General features: G+C 38.3%; 22 protein-coding genes. 8 read left to right on the top strand and 14 right to left on the bottom strand.

What is annotated here, in order from left to right; genetic code table 11:
* Positions 1-20 precede the first annotated feature (20 nt).
* The 4 genes from ABXH06_RS02835 to ABXH06_RS02820 all read left to right on the top strand — a co-directional run bounded on the left by ABXH06_RS02835 (position 21) and on the right by ABXH06_RS02820 (position 2,036).
* Positions 21-530, top strand: coding sequence for a nitrous oxide reductase accessory protein NosL (locus ABXH06_RS02835; protein ID WP_311578809.1), 510 nt, complete (start codon positions 21-23; stop codon positions 528-530).
* Positions 531-621: 91 nt separating this feature from the next.
* Complete coding sequence (locus tag ABXH06_RS02830) at positions 622-1,176, top strand: DUF4136 domain-containing protein (protein WP_353517210.1); 555 nt, start codon at positions 622-624, stop codon at positions 1,174-1,176.
* A gap of 20 nt (positions 1,177-1,196) precedes the next feature.
* On the top strand, positions 1,197-1,646 hold the full coding sequence (locus tag ABXH06_RS02825) for a hypothetical protein (RefSeq protein WP_353517209.1): 450 nt from the start codon (positions 1,197-1,199) through the stop codon (positions 1,644-1,646).
* A 66-nt stretch (positions 1,647-1,712) separates the two neighbouring features.
* Positions 1,713-2,036: a ribonuclease E inhibitor RraB gene (locus tag ABXH06_RS02820; protein WP_311578797.1), complete on the top strand. Its 324-nt coding sequence runs from the start codon at positions 1,713-1,715 to the stop codon at positions 2,034-2,036.
* Between the two features lie 52 nt (positions 2,037-2,088).
* Here ABXH06_RS02820 and ABXH06_RS02815 read toward each other — a convergent pair whose 3' ends face one another.
* From ABXH06_RS02815 to ABXH06_RS02795, 5 genes are all read right to left on the bottom strand, one after another.
* Complete coding sequence (locus ABXH06_RS02815; RefSeq protein WP_353517208.1) at positions 2,089-2,712, bottom strand: trimeric intracellular cation channel family protein; 624 nt, start codon at positions 2,710-2,712, stop codon at positions 2,089-2,091.
* A 2-nt stretch (positions 2,713-2,714) separates the two neighbouring features.
* The gene (locus ABXH06_RS02810) at positions 2,715-3,104 is read right to left on the bottom strand and encodes a rhodanese-like domain-containing protein (RefSeq protein ID WP_353517207.1); all 390 of its coding nucleotides are present in this window, start codon (positions 3,102-3,104) and stop codon (positions 2,715-2,717) included.
* 21 nt (positions 3,105-3,125) lie between these two features.
* Entirely contained in the window at positions 3,126-4,112 is a 987-nt protein-coding gene (locus tag ABXH06_RS02805; protein ID WP_353517206.1) for a cobalamin biosynthesis protein CobD/CbiB, read from the bottom strand.
* Between the two features lie 14 nt (positions 4,113-4,126).
* On the bottom strand, positions 4,127-4,837 hold the full coding sequence (mtnN, locus tag ABXH06_RS02800; protein WP_353517205.1) for a 5'-methylthioadenosine/S-adenosylhomocysteine nucleosidase: 711 nt from the start codon (positions 4,835-4,837) through the stop codon (positions 4,127-4,129).
* Between the two features lie 185 nt (positions 4,838-5,022).
* A complete protein-coding gene (locus ABXH06_RS02795) occupies positions 5,023-5,685 on the bottom strand; it encodes a DUF2726 domain-containing protein (RefSeq protein ID WP_311578779.1) in 663 nt (220 codons plus the stop codon).
* 316 nt (positions 5,686-6,001) lie between these two features.
* Here ABXH06_RS02795 and ABXH06_RS02790 point away from each other — a divergent pair, with 316 nt between their 5' ends.
* On the top strand, positions 6,002-6,451 hold the full coding sequence (locus ABXH06_RS02790) for a protein tyrosine phosphatase family protein (RefSeq protein ID WP_311578776.1): 450 nt from the start codon (positions 6,002-6,004) through the stop codon (positions 6,449-6,451).
* A gap of 117 nt (positions 6,452-6,568) precedes the next feature.
* Here the strand turns inward: ABXH06_RS02790 and ABXH06_RS02785 are convergent, their stop codons facing one another.
* From ABXH06_RS02785 to ABXH06_RS02765, 5 genes are all read right to left on the bottom strand, one after another.
* Entirely contained in the window at positions 6,569-7,189 is a 621-nt protein-coding gene (locus ABXH06_RS02785) for a dUTP diphosphatase (protein WP_432280221.1), read from the bottom strand.
* Between the two features lie 121 nt (positions 7,190-7,310).
* Positions 7,311-7,520, bottom strand: a complete 210-nt coding sequence (locus ABXH06_RS02780; protein ID WP_311578939.1) for a YgaP family membrane protein — start codon at positions 7,518-7,520, stop codon at positions 7,311-7,313.
* 40 nt (positions 7,521-7,560) lie between these two features.
* The gene (locus ABXH06_RS02775; RefSeq protein WP_353517204.1) at positions 7,561-8,925 is read right to left on the bottom strand and encodes a hypothetical protein; all 1,365 of its coding nucleotides are present in this window, start codon (positions 8,923-8,925) and stop codon (positions 7,561-7,563) included.
* On the bottom strand, positions 8,925-9,722 hold the full coding sequence (locus ABXH06_RS02770) for an outer membrane lipoprotein-sorting protein (RefSeq protein ID WP_353517203.1): 798 nt from the start codon (positions 9,720-9,722) through the stop codon (positions 8,925-8,927). Before ABXH06_RS02770 ends, ABXH06_RS02775 begins: the two co-directional genes overlap by 1 nt.
* 35 nt (positions 9,723-9,757) lie before the next feature.
* The gene (locus ABXH06_RS02765) at positions 9,758-12,241 is read right to left on the bottom strand and encodes an efflux RND transporter permease subunit (protein ID WP_503012480.1); all 2,484 of its coding nucleotides are present in this window, start codon (positions 12,239-12,241) and stop codon (positions 9,758-9,760) included.
* Between the two features lie 164 nt (positions 12,242-12,405).
* Between ABXH06_RS02765 and ABXH06_RS02760 the strand changes: the two genes are divergently transcribed.
* Complete coding sequence (locus ABXH06_RS02760; protein WP_311578762.1) at positions 12,406-12,717, top strand: ArsR/SmtB family transcription factor; 312 nt, start codon at positions 12,406-12,408, stop codon at positions 12,715-12,717.
* Between the two features lie 177 nt (positions 12,718-12,894).
* A complete protein-coding gene (locus tag ABXH06_RS02755; RefSeq protein WP_311578760.1) occupies positions 12,895-13,512 on the top strand; it encodes a lamin tail domain-containing protein in 618 nt (205 codons plus the stop codon).
* A 191-nt stretch (positions 13,513-13,703) separates the two neighbouring features.
* Here the strand turns inward: ABXH06_RS02755 and ABXH06_RS02750 are convergent, their stop codons facing one another.
* A complete protein-coding gene (locus tag ABXH06_RS02750; protein WP_353517201.1) occupies positions 13,704-14,699 on the bottom strand; it encodes a GlxA family transcriptional regulator in 996 nt (331 codons plus the stop codon).
* Between the two features lie 137 nt (positions 14,700-14,836).
* Here ABXH06_RS02750 and ABXH06_RS02745 point away from each other — a divergent pair, with 137 nt between their 5' ends.
* The gene (locus ABXH06_RS02745; RefSeq protein WP_353517200.1) at positions 14,837-16,738 is read left to right on the top strand and encodes a beta-ketoacyl synthase; all 1,902 of its coding nucleotides are present in this window, start codon (positions 14,837-14,839) and stop codon (positions 16,736-16,738) included.
* A gap of 86 nt (positions 16,739-16,824) precedes the next feature.
* Here the strand turns inward: ABXH06_RS02745 and ABXH06_RS02740 are convergent, their stop codons facing one another.
* The 3 genes from ABXH06_RS02740 to gltB all read right to left on the bottom strand — a co-directional run bounded on the left by ABXH06_RS02740 (position 16,825) and on the right by gltB (position 23,655).
* The gene (locus ABXH06_RS02740) at positions 16,825-17,577 is read right to left on the bottom strand and encodes a substrate-binding periplasmic protein (RefSeq protein ID WP_353517199.1); all 753 of its coding nucleotides are present in this window, start codon (positions 17,575-17,577) and stop codon (positions 16,825-16,827) included.
* A gap of 171 nt (positions 17,578-17,748) precedes the next feature.
* Positions 17,749-19,164, bottom strand: a complete 1,416-nt coding sequence (locus ABXH06_RS02735) for a glutamate synthase small subunit GltD family protein (RefSeq protein WP_311578751.1) — start codon at positions 19,162-19,164, stop codon at positions 17,749-17,751.
* Between the two features lie 30 nt (positions 19,165-19,194).
* A complete protein-coding gene (gltB, locus tag ABXH06_RS02730) occupies positions 19,195-23,655 on the bottom strand; it encodes a glutamate synthase large subunit (RefSeq protein ID WP_353517198.1) in 4,461 nt (1,486 codons plus the stop codon).
* Positions 23,656-23,842 lie beyond the last annotated feature (187 nt).

Below are 23,842 nucleotides of genomic sequence, written 5' to 3'. Positions count from 1 at the left end.
AGTTAGAAAGAATGAAAACTATGAAATCATTATCAAAATTAATGAGCTGTTTGCTTGTTGTGACATTGTTGACCGCTTGTTCTAAGCATGAAGATGGCCATCAGACTATTCATCAAGCTGCAGCGATAGAATCCGCCGATGAATGTCATTTATGCGGGATGTTAATTGCCCACTTTGCTGGGCCAAAAGGAGAGTTATTTCGCAAAGGAGTGACCGCAGAACAAGGAAAAAAAGTACATAAATTTTGCTCAACCCGCGATATGTTTAGCTTTTATCTTGATCCGGAGAATAAGCGTAATGTCACTACTTTATATGTACATGATATGAGTAAATCTCCGTGGGATTCGCCTAATGATAATTATTTTATCGACGCTAAAACCGCTTGGTTTGTCGCGGGCTCTGAAAAAACAGGAGCAATGGGGAAAACCCTCGCAAGCTTTAGTAAACAGCGAGATGCCCAACAATTTGCCAAAGCATACGGAGGTAAGGTATTAAGCTTTCAAGACATTGATTTATCGGTATTAATGTAAGTGCCCTTTTATCTCATACTGAAATGGTTGAATTATTTAGTGGCTAAGGTAGGCTAAATAGCATCAATGTTACTAGGTTTGCTAACTCTTTATGATAAAACAAATACCTTTGGCCCTTGCTATAAGTGTTTTGATACTTTTTGGCTGTTCAAGTCAGCCTCCAGCGACGGCTAAATTTAAAAGTAACTTTAACTTTTCTGATATTCAATCTTATAGTACTTATTCTCGAAATTCAGAGTTTGGCGAGTCTCAAAACATCAGTTACGCAACACGAAATAACATTGAAACTGCAATTGAACGAAGCTTTGACAGCAAAGGTTTGCTTTATCAGACTAATGATAAAGCGGATGTCATTATTGGCTATCATTTAATACAAGATAAGCAAGGCTTGAACAAATATAACCAAGGAGTGAAATATTGCGATCCGTGCTTACACTCAGGTTTAGCGGTTCAAGATAGAAAGTCATGGCAATTGTCACCAGGTAGTTTAGTGCTCGATATTGTTGATCAGCAAGACAAACGGTCCGTTTGGCGTAGTGTTTATCCACTAAAAATTAGACCGAAAGATAATAGTCAAGAAGTACAAGATAAAATTCAACATGCCATTCGTATTATGATGAAAACCGTACCATTAGCGTTACTATAGTCGCTAAAAGGGATATTGAAATGATGAAATGGCTATATATCGCATTGTTAGTTTTGTCGATTTTTTTTATTATTCTTTTCGGCTTTGGGGTATTACTGCATGAAAATGAAAAGCAGCATGAAGCATATAATCGTCAGCTTGAAATAAAAAAGCAACAACAAGAAAATAATCATTCAAGCATTGCTGCTACTGAAATTGTAACGCTTAACACTGTAAATGATGAGCCAAAAAAATCGGTTAATTTAGCGATAGTTGCGCAAAACCTCACTTGTGTTTCGAATGAGCAATGTCGAGTTGTTGAGATTGATTTTGTTGATTTGAGCTGTCAGGTTGCGGTCAATGTCATTGGGGCTTCACAATTAAAAAAAGCAAAGCGAGACAAAACCGTCATTGGTCATTGTGAACATCATAGTGATGTAAATAAAGCCGTATGTGTTGATAATTTTTGCACACTTGCAGGAAGTAATTAACGTCTTAACTATCATACTTTGATTTTGATGTTTATAATGGCGCTGAATTTAATAAGGTAATTTTTTATGACTTTTCCAAACGATGATACAGGCCAAGTTTTAACAGAAATGCAGGCAGCAGGTGTTGATTTAACGATTGTCCACCCAGTTGTCTTTTTTCAATTGTTTGAGCAAAAAGAACAAGCAGAAGCCATGGCTCAATTGTTAAAAGAGAAAGCGCCAGATATGCAATTAAGTATTCATCCTGATGAAATTCCTAATGTTTGGGACTTAGATTGTACCATTAATATGTTACCTGATTACGATGCTATTGTTGCACAAGAAGCTCAACTTGAACAAATCGCCGCTAAATTTAATGGTTATAACGATGGTTGGGGAATTGAAGCCTAATTTTTCTGTGTCGCTTTTAGCTGCCTACTTCTTCTATTCGACTCGTTCTTTGTTACTGTTCTTTTTCTGAAATATGAAAAGCTGGTAACGATACTTGCCAATAAATTGCCGCTAATCTTAATTTTAAGGCACCAACAATCGCACAAATCGTTGAGACATTTTCAGATAAACCAAACGTATGAAAAACCACAAATAAACAGCCACCTAGCATTGCTGCTAAAGCATAAATTTCTTGTCTTAAAATCATAGGTATCACATTACAGAGCACGTCTCTGATCATTCCTCCTGCAACACCTGTAATGGTTCCCATAACTATAGCGACCGGTATTGGTGCGCCTAAGTCTAAGGATTTTTGTGTTCCTAAAACGGCAAATAATGCTAAGCCAAAAGCATCAGCAATCAATAAAAATCGTTTAGGAATTCGTTTGGGTCGACGTATGATTAATATCGTTAATATGGCCGTCATTAAGATAACGAATAAGTAAATAGGATCGGCCACCCAAAAAACGGTGGTATCTAAAATAACATCGCGTATTGTACCGCCACCAACCGCAGTGACAGCCGACAAAACAACAACACCAAACGGGTCAAGTTTATATCGGCCAGCCATTAATGCGCCAGAAAGAGCGAATACGATCACGCCAAATAAATCTAACCAGCGCAATAATTCAAACATTTTTATTCTTTTACTAAAGGCAAGTCAGCACTTTCCCACGCTTTATAATCGCCGGTTAAATGTTTTAGTTGAGTAAAACCGTTTGCTTGCAATGTTGCTTCAGCAATTTCAGCCCTTCTGCCTGAGCGACAATGCACTACCACTGTTTTATCTTGGTAACCCGATAATTTATCTAAATGCTGTTCTATAGAGTCATGGCTTATATTCAAAGCGCCTTTTATATGACCCGCGTTAAATTCTTCCTTACTGCGCACATCAAGGACGATAAATTCTGGCGCTTTTGCAGCATGTTGTAAACTGAGTAATTGTTGCTGTGAGATGTTACTGATCTTATTAGCATGACTAAATAGAGAAAAACAAACGAGCAGAATAAAAGTGAGTTGCAGTTTCATTAGTATTAACCTTAAACATGTTTAAGTTGATTGTTTTACGAGTATAGCAATAACAATGACGATTGAAATTAATATTCCTATGGCTAAGGTCATCACCAAATTAAGCTGTTTTATCGTGGCGATAATATCTTTTGCTTGTGGTTGTTGTCCTTGATCATTGAACGACTCTCGGCGAAGCTTATTTTTACTATACATAGCAACACCGCCTAGTTTTATTCCCAATATATAAGCTAAATATGCGATGACAATACTGTTGTTATTAGTGAAAAATGATCGTTTAACAAGTCGCCAAAATAATAAACTATTTTGATTCATCGAAGTTAAAATCAATAACAAGAAAAACAATCTGCTGGGTAGCCATTGTAATAAGTTGGTTATTTTAGCGATAAAGCGACCAAAAAATCGAAACTGATGATGTTTTAAGTTCCAACTGTAGTGCGTTTCTAGCAGTAAACGAAAGCTTAATGCCGCTAATGGTCCTATAAATATAAAGAAAAAGCCGATGGCAAATTGTTGTTGTATTTTTCTCAAAAGCAGCATTTCAATGCAAGCTTTACTGATACCAATAGGTGATAATTGCTCGGCATCACGTGACAGCCAAGGTGATAAAGTTTGTTTTGCTTGGTATTTATCTTGTGCGTTAAGTTGAGTGGCTACGGTTTTACCTAGGTTATTTAAGTTAAAACTTCCCAATGTAGTAAATAAAAGCAACGCTTGCCAAATTACTGGCACAGCAATAAATTCCTCAAATAACCAAACAATAACAATTAAAGGCGTTATGGTGATCACGGTGGCAATAAAACCCGCAATGTTTCGTTGCGAATCACTGTTTTTATCTTTATTGACTTTTTCGGCAAGTTGCTGACAATAAAAGCGATAAAAACTAAATGCTGATTGTTGAGTCAATGAAGGGGATATTATATTGAATAAAAGTTTACAAAACACCACCCCAAATAACACAAGAATATATTGCGCAATTTGAGGTAAGGTGTCATAAACTTCAATCATGCAAGACTCAAAGATTAAGACAAGGTCTTATCTTGTAAACTAGTTAACATATTCAGCACTAACTGTGATGAATTTACCGAAGCCGTTTCTAAGTAAGCTTCAAATGACGTGGGTGATTCTTTGCCTGCTATATCTGACATCGAACGAATCACGACAAATGGCGTGTTTAATTGATGACAAGTTTGGGCAATGGCCGCGCCTTCCATTTCAACCGCTGCCATGGTTGGGAAGTTTTTTCGAGCTTTGGCAATGTCATCATCTTTAGTCATAAAAGTATCGCCAGTGGTGATTAAACCAATCAGTGTTTGAATGTTATTTAATTGTGCAATACCCGATTTTGCGGCCTCGACTAACATTGGATGAGGTATATACGCAGCAGGGTTAGCAGGCAGTTGACCTATCTCATAACCAAACGCCGTTACATCAACATCGTGATATCTGACTTCAGAGCTGATCACGATATCTCCAACTTTCAACGATTGTTCAAACCCACCGGCAGAGCCAGTATTTACCACATAATCAGGGTTAAATTCATGAATTAAAAAAGCGGTTGCTAAAGCAGCAGCAACTTTTCCAATACCTGATTGAACAATCACGACGTCATTGCCCGCTAATTGTCCTTGATAAAATGTATAACCGCCGAGTTGTTTGGTTGTTGCATCTACTAATTGTGCTTTTAAAATTGCAACTTCTGGCTCCATTGCACCGATAATGCCTGCTTTCATGATTCTTCTTCAAAATTAAGTCGTTAGATAAAAGAGATTATAACCTGAATCTAGGAAAGAGGAGAATCCCTTGATTGATCCAAGCCGACATTTATCCATCTAGTTGAAATTTTTGTTCGGAATGAGTAAACGCGGGGGTAACTCAAAGGCGTTGATGATCAACCTTTGAGTTACCGTAAATTTTGTTAATGAGGCAATGCTGCTTGTTGAGGAGCGGGTATTTGTCGGTTTAAGTTTGCTTGAGCAACTGCGGCTGCAGAGGTAATAACGCCTGTAGCTGGTTGTTCATTATCTACTTTTTTGCGTGCTTTAACTAAAGGTGCAGGTATAACACGCCCTTTAACTTTAGGGGCAGGAGCCGTATTACCGAGTAAACGACTGTTTATACAGGCTCTTATTTCATCAAGACTGTAGTTACTTTTTACTTTAATACGTAAGTGAGGAATGGTGGCAGCTTCTAAAGCGCCACTTACAAACCAATCCTTTTTAACTTTGTAGCCTTTACCTTGGGTATCGACTAAATCAATGGCGGCTAGTAATTTCATTGTGTCACGTTCACAAATAACAAAATCTAAATATTTATTGTCAGCATTATGGGTTGCGGTTTGTCCTGCTTTAGACGAGACGCCATTTCGAATCGTAACCATATCAGATAATTTAACGCGATTAATGATGCGATATTTTGGCCCTAAAGCTTGCTCAACTAAATTCTGAAAATTTTTCTCCGCCGCGGTAAAGACCACCTGCTTTTTTTCAAAAGGAAAAGGGAAGCTATTATCATTTAAGCGACTCGCTAATAAAGCAACAATAACAATTAGGCTGATCATGGCGAAAAGTATAAGTTCCATAGTCATCTCCGATAATTCAAAATTTTGACGTTTATATAATTACTATGGAATAAGCACGGAATGTGCCATACAGATAAAATAATTTACAAAACAGATCTATGCAGGAAATCGGGGTGAGCCATTTAATCTCTTCGTGTTTTATTTAATCACTCATTCTTCTGTTAATTTGACGCTATACATTGATAAATTATCGAAGTGCTTTAAATATTAGGTTTTTCTAAATTAGTTTTGACTAATGTAACATTTAAACGATAGAATGCTTAAATATATGGTCGTAAAAATTTAACTACCTTGAAAAAATAATAGTGAGTATGCAATGTTTACTGCTGAAATAATCAATAACATTCAGATGGATAATGTACTAGTACCAACTAAAACCCTGATCGTTGGTGGCCAACCGACAATTGAAGATCTGCTATTGCTCGATAGAATAGGTGTAAAACATGTTGTTAATTTGAGAGGGGAAAACGAAGTTAACCACTTCGATGAATGGAATGTTTTACGTGAAATGGAGAGTGACTATCATGCTATTCCATTGACTAATATCCACTCGTTTACCAAAGACGCAGCTGAACGGCTTGATAATATCTTATCGTTTAATAAACCGACGTTAATTCATTGTGCAACAGGTAACAGAGTAGGCGCATTAATTACTCTACATGCATTTTGGTGTGAAGGTGTATCAGCGCAACAAGCGTTAGAACGGGGTATACAAGCAGGCCTTACCCAACTTAAACCTGGGATCAGTCAACTTATTGGCCTATAAAACGTGATAGTTTTTGCTTTAGATTATTCAAACGATGTGATTGGTGGCTTAAGCAATACAGGGTAAAAATGCGCCTAGTTTGTTCCTAAGCGCACTTTTAAAGCTTAGAATCCGTCGTTAACTAGGGTATTTAGCTTCTAGCGCAGAATAAAGTTGTTGTTGAAAGTCAGTGGCACTAGCATCTAACTCGTTCACTAATTTAGCTAATACTTCATTATCTTCTTCGCCATGCCAAATTTTGATATATGTCCCTTCTTTATATCCGTGATCTTGGCGGAAGAAATTTAAAGTGTTTTTGCCGACGTATTGACGAAATAATTCATCAAGATCCATATTCATCAAGCGCATACAGTCTGCTAGCGCAATGGCATCAAAAGCTTTATTGGTAACAGCAGCGGATGCTAAATTTTCAAGGGCAATCTTAAAATCTGTTTCATCACTTTGCTGAGTTAGTTCATGAGCAAGCTGTGAAGTAATATCACTTACAGTAGCGCCGGTCATTAATCGTAAGCTTAATCCAAAGTGGAATATATCCACCAGTTCTAATTGTACTTGAGCGACGTCGATTTCTTGATGTTTCCACCATTTCCAACCATGATGATCAAGCATTTCAGCACATTCAACCCATATTGCTCTATACCATTCATAACCATTGTCACGCCATGTTTCACTGACTCTTGCATTCATCGCATCTTGCATGGTTAACATTTGGCTAATTTGGTTTTGTGCAATCAACATTTCGCTCATTTTAATCTCTATTTTTAATCAATTAATCGATAAATATTAGTAGAGCTCTAGTTTGCCGTACCTAAGCGATGGTGACAAGTAAAGACAAGGGATTTCTGGCTTTTCTATGACTTTACTTGTCTGAGCAATTGGAGGAGCTTTGAAAGCCAAACTTTTGCAAAACAGTTGCAGCGGGACAAAAACCGGTAAATGAAGACTGAAATAAATTGGCACCAATAAATACCGTAAACCACATAAAGTTAGGGTGTAACCAATAGGTTAAAGCTACGGACAATAGCACCATAAATCCTGCAAAACGAATGATGGCGGTTTCTAATGAAATATTTGTTTTCATGGTTAATACCTATAGTTGTTGAATAAAATTAAAAACTAAATCGTCCTCTTAACCAAACATTGGTATTTGCCTGGTGTTGACCAAAAAAGGTAAAATCTTGATTTCCTGAGAAAATATTTGCCCCTGCACTAAAGCTATAATTATCGTTGTATCGATAATGAATAGCGGGTTTTAAATAACTGTCTTGGTCTGTTGGAGAATAGAAAGCAAATAATGAATAAATTAATTTTTGTTGCATAGTGGTATAACGCAATCTAACGGTGGCTAGTTGTCGATATTCGTCAACGACTTCATCGGTAAATAATGCGGATTGTGTATAAGCATTATAGTGTTGGGTCTTTTCAAGGTAATATTGCAAACCAACCGATAAGTTTTTAATCACTTCTTGCTCATAGCCGATTAACGCTCTTATTTGGCTATTTGGAATCGCTGCTTGGTTCCCTTGTCTGTCTTCAAGACTGTTATAGGCAGAAAATTCCATTTTAAAAATTCCAGTACTTAGTGGGGTTAAAGCACTCGCTCCCCAAGCATTCATCTTCGGAAAATAAGCCATACCTTGTTGATTCATGCCAAGTGGTGTCGTCCAAAAACCTTTGTAGCCATACAGGGCATATTCAACGCCTTGAATACTTGTTGCTACCCGAGCCGACCATTGTGAGTCTTGTGTTTGCTCAACCCTAAAGTTTTCATCAGGCGCAATATTCGTTTTCATCAAAGACGAATAAAATGAGAAACGTTCTCCGGTAAGGTAATTATCAGGAGTAAACTCTGGAGTCCATGCCAGATCAACGGTGAAATCTCCCCAATAGCTAGTCATTCGAATACTGTCTGACGCCGACTTTAAATATTCATCATCACGACCAGAAAAAAAGGATTGCCAGTCTTTCTTAAATAAATCGTTGAGAAAAAGGTAGTCGCCAGTGCCCCAAGTAAGTACTTGCCTACCAAGTTTTACGTCAAGGTTTTTTAATGGACTAAAGGCGATGTTTAATTCTCGGGTATTAAAATCAGTTTGCTCTAATACGTCGTCGTAGAGAAAATCACCTTTAGCGGTTAATTCGAAAAACGCGTGACTATAATCAAGATTGATACGCCCTCTTAATTCGCTCAATGAAGCATTAGACTCAACGATATTATTTTGCATAAATTTACCGTAAGCTACTTCAACAAAGTAACTGAATTTCCACGGTGATAATTGAGTCGTTTCTTGCCAATCATCTGCCCATTCATCTTGCCAGTCATCAGCCGACAATGTTGATATTTCTTGGCTGGCTTTTTCATCTGAAGATTCAGTGACAGCTTGTTGCACTGCCTTTGTTTGGGCAATTATTTGGCTGCTCGTTAATGATAAACCTAGCAGTAATAAAGTTTGAATAAGGGCCAATTTCTTCACTATCTTAACCATGCTTTTGGTGGAGTTCTTAGGCTGCGTTCAGAAAAAATATTGTCGGGCAATCCAACATTATATTTCACATTCCTAAATTGCATTTCGGTGAAGCTACCATCACTTAATTGTGTCATTTTTGCATGAACAACCGTGGGGAAACCGTCTATATTTTGCACCGCTAGCACCTGCATTTCGCGGATGATTTCTTGCTGCTCATTAAAGTAGCTCGCTTTCATTGGTAAATAAGTATTTTTATCAATGATGATGTGATAATAAGCATACTCTACACTTGATGGGTCTTTAGGTACGGCTTTCATGATGTACGATTCTTCGTCGCTGCTTATTAAAGAATAATTATCTTCTGCGGGATTACGACCTGAAACATCTTCATAATAAAAGTGAGCGCCAACAAATGAGGTACGTTTATCTCCGGCAGAAATGCGTTTAACGAGATCAAGTGCCGGTAAATATAACCAGCGGTCATCATCTGCTTGTACTTTTTTGGTGACTCGAAAAACGGTTCCTTGAACATCAGTTGGTCGAGAGAAAAACACCAACATATCTTGATCGCCTAAATCTTCCTGGTCTTTACGCAAAATTGTAAATTGACGCATTTGCTTATTTCCATTGGCATCGACGATGATCATTCTTGCCTGTGCGCTGCCGTCTTCACCGGCGTAATAAGACGCTAAGTTACTTTTTTTGATAATGCTTTCAACATTCACAGTTGCATTTGCTGCGGTTATCAAAGATAAAAAACTTAATGTAATCAATTGTGTTTTCTTTAAAAAATGTAACATCATTTATCCTGTTTTATTTTCATGAGTCATTCATAAACTTAAGCTTGGTTGTTAGTCGTCTGATCCTTTGAAAAAAGACTTAGTAAGGCTGGCAATAGCAGCAATGTCACTAATGCGGAAACTATCATGATACTTGCTAAGAAAAATCCCACCGTAATATAGGGCATTAACGGTGAGAGTAATAACGGAGTAAAACCGATAGCGATGACGATGGCATTTCTTGAAATAGCTCTACTAGGCTCTTCAAACATTAATAGCAATGCTTTGGTTAAACTGTTGGTTTGTTTTTCTAATTCACGAACCCGTTGTAAAAAGTGAATAGCAAAATCAATTGAAAGTCCTAATGTTAATGCTGAAAGTACCGCGATAGGCATATCATAGGCTTTTCCTAACCAACCGATTAAACCGTAAATTAAACTAATGGTTAAAGTGAGAGGTAGCATGGCTAACACGCCATATTTTATCGAGCGAAATAACAGTGCCATCATTAAAAAGACAATCACAAAGGAAGAAAGTAAACTGTTGAGCATGCCGTTTACCATGGCATCTTGCCAGACAATATTCAGATACGACTTTCCTGCCCAATTCATTTCAACGTCAATTGGCGGTGGATTTTGTTGTACATATTGATTAACCCATTCAACAACCGCCGTAGTATGTTGATTATCACCACTGGTCATTTGTAGCCAAATTAAAGATTGTTGATAATCTTGACTGACAAAATGCCACAGATCATTTGGTCGATGAGAAGATTGATATTGTAATAACGTTTGAGCGACGCCATTACTGGTTTTAGGAATAACAAAATCAAGCGCGTTTCCTGAGTGTAGTTCTCGGTTTACCGTACGTACGATATCGCTCAAACCATTTGTTTTACCTACTAATGCCGTATTGTTTAGTGCCGTTTGTAAGTCGGCAAGCCAATTTAACATCTCAGGTTGAATAAATAATTTTTGCTGGGCAAATTGTTGATCAGCAAATTGATATAATTTATCGATAGCTGCTTGGTGTTCCATCGCAACACTAAAGGCTAAATCATCTAATTTTATTAATAATTCTTGGCTAAATATGCCTTTATCTGTTGAGGACTTCCATTGTGCTAAGTGCTCTTGAATTGTTGATAAATCGATTCCTTGTTGATTCGCATCTGCAATCAACTGCATGAATGTTAGTTCTGCTTGTTGCACGTCTTTTTGAGGCTGGCTAAACACTAACCATGCATCGTATGTCCCGGCGAAATGTTCATTAAGGACTTTATCGGCAATACGAATTTCATGATCGGCTTTAAACCAGTTAACCGGATTATCGTTGATAATGATTTTATTGATACCGACAAGGCTGAAGATAAATATCACAATAAAAGAAAAGATAATGGCTTTGGCTTTTTTCGTTGCTAAGTTGCCAAGCCATAAAAGACTATTCGATAAACGGCCTTTTTCTTCCATTTTAGCGACCGCAAGCTGTAAATTTGCTAAAGACTTCGGGCTTAATCTCGACAGATAAACCGGTAAATAAATTACCGTTAATAAAAAGGCTAATAAAATGCCTGTGCCAATGAAGGCACCGAAGATTTTCACGGGTGGGATAGGGGTTAATAAAAGAGAATAAAAACCAACGGCTGAGGTAATGGAAGTAAATAACATCGGAGTGAACAAGTGCGACATTACTTTTTTAATGACTTGTTTGGTGTCATCACCTTCTTTATAACGATCCGAAAACTCCGACAAAATATGTACGGAATCGACAACGGCAATCGGCATTAAAAAGATGGCGATCATCGAGGTCATAATATGTACAGTAAATCCAAGGCCTATTAATGCACCCATGATAATAATTACCGTCGCCATTGCTACGGCCATTGGTGCAATGATTAATGGAAAGTTTCGAAAGAAATACCATAGTAAAACAAAAATAGCTAAGCCTGCCAGTGGGGCTGCTATACCCATTTGGACAAACATTTCGTAGCCAAACTGATCTTCAGCAATCGGTAGTCCAGTAATGTGAAAAGTTAAATCATGATGGGTAAAGGTTTGATTAATTTCTCTGATTTGTTCCGCGATCGAATAACTTAAATCTTTCGCGGTAATTGGAACATAGATGGCGGCGGCTTTATCGTCTCCAGACACTAAGGTGTTTGCAAGTAAAGGTAAACGCTTGACTGCCTCAGCAATTTTTTCACTACCCGCTAAGTCTTTAGGCGCTTGTTGCATGAGATATTCAAACCGAATGCCACCATTTTTTTCTTGAGTAATATTATCCACCACACTAAGTGATAATAGATCTTGTGTGATCACCCCTTCAATTTGTAAAATTTTATCGGATAACTGTTGTAAAATAGCCAGCGTTTTTGGTTGGTAAATGCTATTTTCACTCACTATACCCACCACTATCATGTCAGGCATGTTGAAGGTTTTTTTAATATTATTGTGAAAAACGCGTTCAGAGTTTTGACTACTTAACATATTTTCAGGATCAGTATCTATGGTGAGCTGAGGGATCATTGCTAAGCTAATTAGCACCATAGTGATTACTATCGCGTAGATGGTTTTCGGCTTATTTAATGCAAATTGTAAAAGCTGAGAATAATGCAAAGTGGCATCCTTTGTATATTAGATTTTGTTAATATACTTTTATATTAGCATAATCTAATGTAATATCAATGAATAGTTTTATAAGGTATAGAAAAATGAATCAAGCAAAGCAAGTTGATATCGCTGAATTGAGAAGTAATGCTGGTCAAGCCGCGGAATTACTGAAAGCGATGAGTAATGAAAATAGACTATTAATTCTCTGTTATCTTGGCGAAAAAGAACTGTCAGTGAGTGAACTGAATCAATTTATAGATTTAAGCCAGTCAAGTTTATCTCAGCATTTAGCACGGTTAAGAAATGATTCACTGGTGAAAACTCGCCGCGAATCGCAAACTATATATTATAGTATTGCTAACCAATCGGTTGTGCGACTGATTAGTTTTTTACAAGAAGAATTTTGTCCGTAATAATTATTTTCTTAACTATTTTAGTGATTTAGCGCAAAGATTGTGTCGTGTTTTTTTACACATATAGTGTCTTTATTAATTTGATTCATGTAACTTGTTGATAATTAACGTTATTTTTTGTTGGTTTGATTATTGCTTAGGCGTAAGTGATTATTTTTAAACAACTTAAGGAAGAACATGAAATCACTTTTTTTCTCTGCGTTAGTTATCCTAGCGACATTTATACAAACCGCCAACGCAGGCTTGATCATCAATGAAGTTAATCTTGGTGATGAAGATTATATTGAATTAGTTAATACCGGCGGTGCTGCAATTGATTTACAAGATTACAGCATAAACTTTTATGAAAATGATTCTGATGTGTTTATCTTTAATAGTGCATTGTTACTTGCACCAGGCGATATTCTTGTTGTCGGTGAAGAGGCAAGCCATGATGTAAACGTTCTATTTAATATCCCAATTAATGACGGAACTGCATTTTCTATCGCTCTTTATAATGCTTCGGGTGTTTTAATTGATTTTATTACTGCTATTCAAAACATTAACGTGCCTGTTGGGGCAACTTTTGTAGGTGGACCTTTAGCTGATGTTGTTGATGATGATCAATTTGTATATCAACGCGTTAAAGATACTCATTCAGGTAGCACTTTTTACGCTTCAGACTGGACTATTGCTGCTCCTTCAGAAGGTGAGCCGCCAATCGCTATTACTACACAAGTTCCAGAGCCATCATCATTAGCTATTTTTGCTCTAGGCGTCGTTGGTTTATTATCGCGTAAATTAAAAGCCGCTTAATAAATTCCCATTTATTTAAAGCAAAGAATAAACACTGGTTATAATGATCAGTGTTTTTTTTGGCTTTGGTGAATGCCGCTACCCTCATAAAACACGTTCTACTTGGCACAACTTCACTTAACAGCACAAAAAACTTGTCTATTGCTTGTCTATTGCTTGTCTATTGCTTGTGAATTGCCATTATAATTATTTTATTGTGAAAATAATTTCTTTTTAACCATTAAACGATAGTCTTTTGGTGTTGTACTTAACGATTTTTTGAACAGTTTAGTAAAATGACTTTGATCTTGATACCCTACTTGATATGAAATTTCTTGAATAGATAAGTTACTTGAGGCTAATAATTCTTTGGCGGCTTCAACTTTCAATTGTTGCCAATAGTTGATCGCACTTATTCCTATTGCATTTTTGAAACGACGGGTAAAAGTACGTTGACTGATCCCAAATTGTTCCGCCACATCTTTTAAAGATAAGGAAGAGTTAAGGTTTGTTTGCATCCAAAACTGTATCTGAATAATTAACTCATCAGAATGTTTATCTACGGCTCCTTCTAAATATCGTTGCTCTTCATAAGGTTTTCTAATTTCATGAGAAAAATTACGTTCAACGTGTTGTGCTGCGGTTTTCCCATAAATTTGAAAAATAATGTGAACGATAATATCGGCTAGAGCATTTAAGCTAGCTGCACAATATATACGATCAGATTGAGTAATAAAAAAGTCTGGTTTTAACAATACCTTAGGGTAATCCCGTTTAAATTGTTCAACATAATGCCAATGGGTTGTCGCAGGGTGGTGATCAAGCAAACCTGACTCAGCCATAAAGCAAACGCCAGTACCACCACCAATTAATGTCGAACCGTCATTCCATATGTTTTTCAACCACTGGATTAATTGTGGCTGTTTTTGTATTGAAGGGCGGGGATTTCGCCATAAACTTGGAATGATCGCGTAATCAGGCTTACGAGCCTTTTGTACACTTGAATCAGGTAAAAGCTTTATTAATGCTCGAGTGACAACCGGTTGTTCATTTTCGGCGACCATTTGAATCGATAAACGCGGTGCTTTTTTATTGGCTTGTCTGCCTATCGCTTCCCCCGCACGTAACATTTCGACGGGTAAACTGACGCTAGTTGCTAACATACCGTCATATAAAATGAGCGCTATATTGATTTTTGGACGTTTCATTGGCTAGTTTTTTATGAATAAACGCATGTTTGGCTATTTTGCCATAAATTTTGGCTTTAAATAACCATAAATTGTCCGGAAATATTTCTACACTAGTCAACATTACGTTTGATAGTTTTGCATAAAGAGAAATATGAATGACAGCTTTACCTATTATTGTTGGCATGGGCGGTATAAACGCTGCAGGTCGAACCTCATTTCACCAAGGCTTTCGCCGAATTGTTATTGATAAGCTAAATGCTGAAGCACGCCAAGAAACATTTGTTGGCTTAGCGACCTTAATGAATATCCTTAAGTTTGAAGATGGTAAGTTGCTCGATAAAAATGGTGCGGTTGTTGAAGCTAACCAAGTTGAGTCGCTATTTGGTGAACAAATCCTAAATGGTACTTTGATCCGTAAAATTGAAAAAAATCATTTTGATCCTGATGCAACGCCTTGGCAGCAAAAGATGACTATGGGGCAGGCTGATGATGCGATTACATTTGAAACTAAAGCGCGTGATTTACCTACTCCTTTGCCTCGTTCATGGAAGATAACTGAACTTGATAATAAAAGAGTCCGTGTTGAAATAGCCGGTGAATTTGAAGCTAAACATGACTCAACGCGTGATAACCCGATTAAAGCTGCGGGTCAATTTCCTACCGGTTTTGAACCGGCTGTCCTTTATAACAGCCGTTACCAACCAAGAGGTTTACAAGCCACTATATTTGGCGCAGCCGATGCTATTCATTCTACAGGATACAGTTGGGATGATATTGCCAGTAAAATTAGCCCTGATGAAGTTGGTACATATTCAGCTTCAGTGTTCGGTCAAGTACAGAGTGAAGGGCTTGGCGGTATGATGCAAAACCGGATGCGCGGCGAACGTGTTTCTACGAAAAATTTGGCGCTTGGCTTAAACACCATGTCGACGGATTTTATCAATGCATATGTAACAGGAAGTGTTGGTAGTACATTTACTTCAACGGGTGCTTGTGCAACGTTTTTATACAACCTTAAAGCTGCAGTACAAGACATTCAAGCTGGACGAATTCGTGTTGCCATTGTTGGCAGTAATGACTGTGCCATTACGCCTGAAGTGATTGAAGGGTTCGGCAATATGAGCGCTTTAGCCAATGAAGAAGGCTTGAAAAAGCTAGACGGTATTACTGAAGGTAGTGCGAATCACCGTAAAACCAGTCGTCCTTTTGGCGATAATTGTGGATTTACTATCGGTGAAGCCGCACAATTTATTGTCATAATGGATGATGCGTTAACAGTTGAGTTGGGATGTAAGGTTCTAGGCTCAGTGGCTGATGTTTATACCAATGCAGACGGCATTAAAAAATCGATCACCGCCCCCGGTCCTGGTAACTATATTACTATGGCAAAGTCAGTTGCATTAGCCGCGAGTATTGTTGGGAAAGACTCAGTGCAAAATCGTAGTTTTATTTTGGCACATGGTTCAAGTACACCACAAAATAGAGTCACAGAGTCATTAATTTATGATCGACTTGCGCAAAGTTTTGACATAAATAACTGGCCCGTAGCAGCACCCAAAGCTTATGTTGGTCATACTATCGGTCCAGCCAGTGGCGACCAAGTTGCCATGGCATTAGGTGTGTTCTCACATAATATTATGCCGGGTATTACTACTATTGATAAAGTAGCTGACGATGTTTATAGCGAACGCTTAAATATTGCGACCGATCACTGGCATTGTCAGGAAATGGACGTTGCGTTTATCAATTCAAAAGGCTTCGGCGGTAATAATGCCACAGCAACAATTCTTTCACCTAACGTGACACTTTCAATGATGGCAAAACGTCATGGAGAGTCTGCGATGCAACGTTATCAAGCAAGTTTAGTCTTGGTCGAAAAAGCTCAGTTAGCTTACCAAGAAAAAGCCGATAACGCACAATTTGATATTATTTATAAATTTGGTGATGGGGTATTATCAGATGAAGATCTCGATATTACTGCGGATAATATTGCTATGTCAGGCTTTTACCATAAAATCGCCTTACCTAAACATAATCCGTTTGATGATATGGTGTAGTTTTCACAAAACCTGAATGAACTTTGATAAAAACCGTCTCAGGCTGTTCGCTTTGGGACGGTTTTTTAATTGAAGTCCTGCGTGTTTTATTGCGTCGTAATGCCCCACTTTTTATAAATAGCATCAATAACCCCTTGAGCTTTAATTTCAGTGTATGCACGTTGAAATTCAGCCACTAACTTTGGATCCGATTGTAAATTCATGGCTAAATTTAAGTCGCTATTTAAATCAGTAAACTCTTTGATTTTCATCAGCTTATCAAACGATAAATTAAGCTTTTTAGCATTATGTTTCAGGGTTAATTCAGTCGCAATTATTAGCTCAGCGCGGCCTTTGAACAGCATTAATATGTTTTGATCTTCGTTGACAAGTTTATAGTTATGCTTAAAATTATTTCTCTTTAAATAGTGGGCGACATTTGAATGACGTGCGGATGCTACAATAAACTTTTTTAGCTGGTTGAGATCATCAATTGCTTCAGGGAATTGGCTTTTTAATCCCCAAAAATACAGCTTTTCATTGATTAAACTCCCTATCCAATGAAAGCGCTCCAGACGTTCTTTCGTTTGAGCAATAGAGTAAATCATGACATTTTTTTCTGAACTCGCCGTTTCATAAGCTCTTGCCCAAGGTAAAGCAATAATGTTTGGGGTTTTATTCGCTTGTTTAAAAATGGCTTGCACTATTTCTGTGGATAACCCTCCTAAACTATTATCAGCATTATTGACTTGGTAGGGGGCAAGGTATTCGGTGACAACTTTGACTTCTTTAGCCTCAGACGAAAGAGTAAAGCATAAAAAACTTATATATTTTATCAGGTTGAGTGCGTATCTAAACATACTCGATTTTTACCCCTTGGTTATGCTTGGTATAATTTCACGACAAAAATACTTACTTGATATAGTTAATATAGTTGAAATTTAGTGAAATTAATTGCTGTTAGATATCTTGTTACATTTTCCAAAAAAAAGCAGCCGAAGCTGCTCTTTTATCAATACAATGGCGACCCGTTAACTTAATACGTAATCTAAAATACCTAATGCAGCTTTACGACCTTGATCAACGGCGGTAACAACTAGGTCTGAACCTAGCACCATATCACCCCCAGCAAAAATATTTTCTTTACTGGTTTGAAGTGCAAAATTACTGTTTTCAACGGCGATTACACGGCCACGTGAATCAAGTTCAACGCCGGCATCTTTCATCCATTGTGGCGGGCTAGGTAAGAAACCAAAGGCAATAACCACTGCATCGGCTTCCATAATAAATTCACTGCCTTCAATTGGTTCAGGACTTCGACGTCCATTAGCATCAGCAGCACCTAATTGAGTTTTAACAAATTTAACACCACAAGCTTTACCATTTTTATCCACCGCAATATCAAGAGGTTGTAAATTGAATTGGAAATTTACGCCTTCTTCTTTTGCATTTTGTACTTCTCTTGGTGAGCCTGGCATGTTGGCTTCATCACGACGATACGCACAAGTAACATCTGTGGCGCCTTGACGAACAGAAGTTCGCACACAATCCATCGCGGTATCACCACCACCCAATACAATCACTTTTTTACCGCTAAAGTTAACGTATGGTTTGGCATTTTCGGTAATTTTCATCAAGTTCTGCGTATTGCCGATCAAAAAGTCTAACGCATTATAAACACCTGCCGCGCCTTCATGTTCAAAGCCACCGGTCATATCAGTGTAGGTACCTAACGCAAGAAATACTGCATCGTATTCGTTGCTTAATTCATCAAAACTAATATCAACACCTACGTTGGTGTTTAAGCGAAACTCTATGCCCATGCCTTCAAAAATTTCGCGGCGGGTTTGAATAACGTCTTTTTCAAGTTTAAAGGACGGAATTCCAAAGGTCAGTAAGCCACCTATTTGTGCATGTTTGTCATACACGACAGCGTCAACACCGTGTCGAGTTAAAACATCAGCACAAGCTAGACCAGCAGGACCTGCGCCAATCACGGCCACGCGTTTACCTGTTTTCACCACATCTGATAAGTCAGGTTTCCAACCTTGAGCGAATGCGGTATCCGTAATATATTTTTCAATATTACCTATAGTGACGGCACCAAAGTCTTCATTAAGCGTACAGGCTGATTCACATAATCTGTCTTGTGGGCAAACTCGACCACACATTTCAGGTAAGCTATTGGTTGAGTGACATAAGTCTGCCGCTTCAAAAATCTTACCTTCAGTGACTAATTCTAACCATTGTGGAATGTAATTATGAACCGGACACTTCCATTCACAATACGGGTTACCACAATCTAAACAACGATCCGCTTGACCCGCACTTTGATCTGTACTTAACGGTTGATAAATTTCAACGAAGTCAATTTTACGTTGTTCTATCGCCTTTTTCGGCGGATCGATTCTTTTTACATCGATAAATTGATAAACATTTTTACTCATTCTGTTTCTTCCTCAATTCGCGTTCTTATATCATTGCGCTTGAACGCGAAGTTCTGCAGATGAACGGCTACGGTGACCTAATAACGTTTTTACGTCGGTAGCTTTTGGTTTTACTAATCTAAATAATGGCGCATAAGCATCGAAATTATTTAAAATTTTATGAGCATGTAGACTGCCCGTTTCTTCATGGTGTTGACTGATAATGCCACGTAAATGTTCTTGATGAATGGTTAAATCTTCTATCGGTAATGTTTCAATAGATTCATGATTTAAACGGATATCTAAATCATTGTTCTCATCTAAAACATAAGCAAAGCCACCGGTCATGCCAGCACCAAAGTTAACCCCAACTTGACCAAGAATGGTAACAATACCGCCGGTCATATATTCACAAGCATGATCGCCAGTGCCTTCAATAACAGCATGACATCCTGAATTACGAACAGCAAAGCGTTCACCTGCACGGCCACAACCAAATAACTTTCCGCCAGTCGAACCGTATAAACAAGTATTACCCATGATCATGGTTTTTTCGCTGGCATATTCGACACCTTTTGGAGGCTTAATGGTTAACTTACCACCTGTCATGCCTTTACCAACGTAATCGTTTGCATCGCCAATTAAGGTCATTTCTAACCCTCCAGCGTTCCAAACACCAAAACTTTGACCTGCTGTACCTGTAAGCGATAGCTTGATTGGTGTTGCAGACATGCCTTGATCACCGTGTTGACGAGCAATTTCTCCTGAAAGCGATGCCCCTACAGAGCGATCGGTATTCTGAATTGAAAATCTATACTCACCACCAGTACTATGGGCAACCGCTTCAGATGTGGCAGCCAGTATTTCTTGATTCAAAGCGCCTTTATCAAATGGCGTATTTTCTTCCGTTTGATGTAAAGCTGTATTATCACCAGCAACAACTGGCGCAATAATAGGCGTTAAATCTAATTTTTGCTGTTTGGCTGTGATCCCTTTAAGCGGCACTAATAAATCTGTTCGACCTATGATTGCTTCTAAACTTTCAACACCCAATTGCGCTAAGATTTCACGCACGTCATGCGCAATGAATTTAAAATAATTCATTACTTGATCAGGTAAGCCTTTAAAAAATTGCTCACGTAACACTTCATCTTGTGTTGCTACACCTGTAGCACAATTATTTAAATGACAAATACGGAGGAATTTACAACCTAATGTCACCATTGGGGCGGTACCAAAACCAAAGCTTTCTGCGCCGAGGATTGCTGCTTTAACAATATCTAAGCCTGTTTTTAAACCACCATCAACTTGTAATCTCACTTTATGACGTAAGCCGTTTGTTACAAGAGATTGATGGGCTTCAGCTAAACCAAGTTCCCAAGGACAACCCGCATATTTAACCGAAGTTAATGGACTTGCAGCAGTACCACCGTCATAACCTGAAATAGTAATAAAATCAGCGTATGCTTTGGCAACACCTGAAGCGATAGTTCCTACGCCTGGACCTGACACTAACTTCACCGAAATAACGGCTGTTGGATTGACTTGTTTTAAATCAAAAATCAACTGTGCTAAATCTTCAATAGAATAAATATCATGATGCGGCGGAGGTGAAATTAACGTCACGCCCGGTACTGAAAAACGTAACTTGGCAATTAATGGTGATACTTTATCACCAGGTAATTGACCACCTTCACCAGGTTTTGCCCCTTGGGCAACTTTAATTTGTAAAACATCGGCATTAACTAAGTAATGCGGTGTCACGCCAAATCGGCCTGAAGCAATTTGTTTGATCCGCGAGTTTTTCACTGTACCAAAACGACGCTCATCTTCGCCACCTTCACCAGAGTTTGAATAACCTCCTAAACGGTTCATGGCAATCGCTAATGCTTCATGTGCTTCTGGGCTAAGCGCGCCAATTGACATTGCCGCACTGTCAAAGCGTTTAAACATTTCGCTATCAGCTTCAACTTGGTCGATACTGATTGACTTGGTGTCTTCTTTAAAAGCAAGTAAATCACGCAAGGCTGCTGGCGGGCGATTATTGACTTCATCGGCAAATTTGCGGTATTTATCATATTCACCACTGCGAACTGCGTCTTGCAAATAATTCACCACATTTGGATTATAAGCATGATATTCACCACCGTGAACATACTTAAGAATACCACCATGGCTCATTTTTTGGTGTGCTAAAAAGGCTTTACGTGCAAGATTAATATTGTCTTGTTCGATATCTTCAAAGTCTGCTCCTTGAATTCTACTTGGCAGATCAGGGAAACATAATTGCATGATATTTTGGTTTAAGCCGATAACTTCAAATAAGCCCGCACAACGATAACTTGCAATCGTTGAAATACCCATTTTAGACAGTATTTTTAACAAACCTTTGTTAATACCATCACGATAATTGGTCACCGCTTGACGTGCCGGTAAATCGATTTGTGCTTGATCGACCAACTGTTCAATCGTTTCAAACGCAAGGTATGGATAAACCGCGGTAGCGCCTAAACCAAGTAATACCGCAAACTGGTGTGAATCACGAGCAGCGGCTGTTTCAACAATAATATTTGAATCACAACGAAGTTGTTTATCGACTAAACGTTTTTGTACCGCCCCTACAGCCATCGCAGCAGGTATAGGTAACATGTCTTTTTGAATTTGACGGTCAGATAAAATTAAAATTACCGTGTCTTGATTGCAGACAAGATCTTCCGCTTCATCACAAATACGTTTGATGGCGACTTCTAATCCTTCTTCATGTGCATAATTTAGCGCAATGGTGTTGCTGCGATAATGCTTAGGATCAAGCTCACGTAATTGCTTTAAGCCAGTGTACATTAAGATCGGTGATTCAAATAAAACACGATCGGCATGGCTGGTTGTTTCATTGAAAACATTATGCTCTCGACCAATACAGGTACCTAACGACATCACGTAACGTTCGCGTAATGGATCGATTGGTGGATTAGTCACTTGGGCAAACTGTTGACGGAAATAATCAAATAAGGTTCTTGGCTGACTAGACAGAACAGCCATAGGGGTATCATCACCCATCGAACCTGTTGCTTCTTGGCCATTCTCAGCAAGGGTTTTAACCACTTGTTGAATTTCTTCATAACTGTAATTAAACATTTTATGGTATTGCGACATTTCTATATCACTAAAAACTCGCTGACCAATTTGTTCTGCATCAAGCTCACTAAATGGCACCAGATGACTGATGTTTTTATTTAACCATTCACGATAAGGGTGTCTTTCTTTTAAGTCATTATCAATATCATTCGAAGCGAATACTTTACCGGTATAAGTATCTATAGCAAGCATCTCGCCAGGTCCTACGCGGCCTTTTTCAACCACTTCATCTTCGCCGTAATCCCAAATACCGACTTCAGAGGCTAGAGTGATAAAACCATCACGGGTAATCACATAACGAGCAGGGCGTAAGCCGTTTCTATCAAGATTACAAGCAACGTGACGACCATTGGTTACTACAACACCTGCTGGCCCATCCCATGGCTCCATATGCATTGAGTTAAATTCGTAAAATGCTTTTAGATCATCATCCATCAATGGGCTGTTTTGCCACGCAGGTGGCATTAATAAACGCATACCACGGTATAAATCCATACCACCAGCAAGGAACAATTCCAGCATATTATCTAATGATGAGGAATCTGAACCACTTTCATTGACAAAGGGGGCGGCATCTCGCAAATCAGGTAATAAAGGCGAATGGAAACGATGAGTTCTCGCTCGACTCCATTGACGATTACCTTTTATAGTATTTATTTCACCATTATGAGCTAAGTAGCGGAATGGTTGTGCTAAATGCCATTGCGGAGACGTATTGGTAGAGAATCGTTGATGAAAAACACAAATAGCCGTTTGCATTCGAATATCGGCAAGATCCAAATAAAAATTTGGTAAATCTACAGGCATCATTAAGCCTTTGTAGATAGTTACTAAACAAGAAAGACTTGCTACATAAAAACGTTCATCTTGGATGCGTTTTTCAGCACGACGTCGTGCCATGTATAATCGACGTTCTAAATCTCGGTTTCTCCAACCAGGAGGAGCATCGACAAAAACTTGCTCGATCGTGGGTAAGTTGCCTGCAGCGATCTTACCCAACATTGAAGTATTGGTAGGAACAACGCGCCAACCAACAATTGTTAACGTTTCTCGGGTTAATTCTTCTTCTAGAATTTCTTTAGTTTTAGCAGCCTGAATAGGATCTGGATTAAGAAAGACCATACCAACTGCGTATTTTTTACCGAGTTTCCAATTATTCTCTTCGGCAACTGCGCGAAAAAACGAATCGGGTTTTTGCATCAATAAACCACAGCCATCACCTGTTTTACCATCAGCAGCAATACCGCCTCGATGTTGCATACGGTCTAAAGCATGAATAGCTGTTTTAATGAGCTTATGACTTGTCTCGCCTTGTTGGTGCGCGATTAAACCAAATCCACAGTTATCTTTTTGTTTGCTGTGATCATAAAGCTGCATGTTTTCTCTCCTAATAAAAATACCGGCTTGGTGACAGAGTTAAGAAAAGAATAAAGTTATGTAAAAAATGCATAAATACTCTGTTTTGTGCCCAAGGGGAACCGCTAACATTAAACATTTATTGGGCAAAGGTCAATAAAAATAGAGTTTTTGCTCGTAATTTTTTTACATCTTGGTAACAATATGT

Source organism: Thalassotalea sp. SU-HH00458 (assembly GCF_040362795.1).
Classification (GTDB): Bacteria; Pseudomonadota; Gammaproteobacteria; order Enterobacterales; family Alteromonadaceae; genus Thalassotalea_H; species Thalassotalea_H castellviae.
The sequence above is the reverse complement of the archived record's forward strand: the minus strand, read 5'-3'. Positions and strand labels throughout refer to the sequence as shown.

Excerpts from the sequence above, each read along its gene's own strand:
- ABXH06_RS02835 (WP_311578809.1), top strand. The coding sequence starts at position 21 with ATGAAATCATTATCAAAATTAATGAGCTGTTTGCTTGTTGTGACATTG.
- ABXH06_RS02830 (WP_353517210.1), top strand. The coding sequence starts at position 622 with ATGATAAAACAAATACCTTTGGCCCTTGCTATAAGTGTTTTGATACTT.
- ABXH06_RS02825 (WP_353517209.1), top strand. The coding sequence starts at position 1,197 with ATGATGAAATGGCTATATATCGCATTGTTAGTTTTGTCGATTTTTTTT.
- ABXH06_RS02820 (WP_311578797.1), top strand. The coding sequence starts at position 1,713 with ATGACTTTTCCAAACGATGATACAGGCCAAGTTTTAACAGAAATGCAG.
- ABXH06_RS02815 (WP_353517208.1), bottom strand. The coding sequence starts at position 2,712 with ATGTTTGAATTATTGCGCTGGTTAGATTTATTTGGCGTGATCGTATTC.
- ABXH06_RS02810 (WP_353517207.1), bottom strand. The coding sequence starts at position 3,104 with ATGAAACTGCAACTCACTTTTATTCTGCTCGTTTGTTTTTCTCTATTT.
- ABXH06_RS02805 (WP_353517206.1), bottom strand. The coding sequence starts at position 4,112 with ATGATTGAAGTTTATGACACCTTACCTCAAATTGCGCAATATATTCTT.
- mtnN (WP_353517205.1), bottom strand. The coding sequence starts at position 4,837 with ATGAAAGCAGGCATTATCGGTGCAATGGAGCCAGAAGTTGCAATTTTA.
- ABXH06_RS02795 (WP_311578779.1), bottom strand. The coding sequence starts at position 5,685 with ATGGAACTTATACTTTTCGCCATGATCAGCCTAATTGTTATTGTTGCT.
- ABXH06_RS02790 (WP_311578776.1), top strand. The coding sequence starts at position 6,002 with ATGTTTACTGCTGAAATAATCAATAACATTCAGATGGATAATGTACTA.
- ABXH06_RS02785 (WP_432280221.1), bottom strand. The coding sequence starts at position 7,189 with ATGTTGATTGCACAAAACCAAATTAGCCAAATGTTAACCATGCAAGAT.
- ABXH06_RS02770 (WP_353517203.1), bottom strand. The coding sequence starts at position 9,722 with ATGATGTTACATTTTTTAAAGAAAACACAATTGATTACATTAAGTTTT.
- ABXH06_RS02765 (WP_503012480.1), bottom strand. The coding sequence starts at position 12,241 with ATGGTGCTAATTAGCTTAGCAATGATCCCTCAGCTCACCATAGATACT.
- ABXH06_RS02760 (WP_311578762.1), top strand. The coding sequence starts at position 12,406 with ATGAATCAAGCAAAGCAAGTTGATATCGCTGAATTGAGAAGTAATGCT.
- ABXH06_RS02755 (WP_311578760.1), top strand. The coding sequence starts at position 12,895 with ATGAAATCACTTTTTTTCTCTGCGTTAGTTATCCTAGCGACATTTATA.
- ABXH06_RS02750 (WP_353517201.1), bottom strand. The coding sequence starts at position 14,699 with ATGAAACGTCCAAAAATCAATATAGCGCTCATTTTATATGACGGTATG.
- ABXH06_RS02745 (WP_353517200.1), top strand. The coding sequence starts at position 14,837 with ATGACAGCTTTACCTATTATTGTTGGCATGGGCGGTATAAACGCTGCA.
- ABXH06_RS02740 (WP_353517199.1), bottom strand. The coding sequence starts at position 17,577 with ATGTTTAGATACGCACTCAACCTGATAAAATATATAAGTTTTTTATGC.
- ABXH06_RS02735 (WP_311578751.1), bottom strand. The coding sequence starts at position 19,164 with ATGAGTAAAAATGTTTATCAATTTATCGATGTAAAAAGAATCGATCCG.
- gltB (WP_353517198.1), bottom strand. The coding sequence starts at position 23,655 with ATGCAGCTTTATGATCACAGCAAACAAAAAGATAACTGTGGATTTGGT.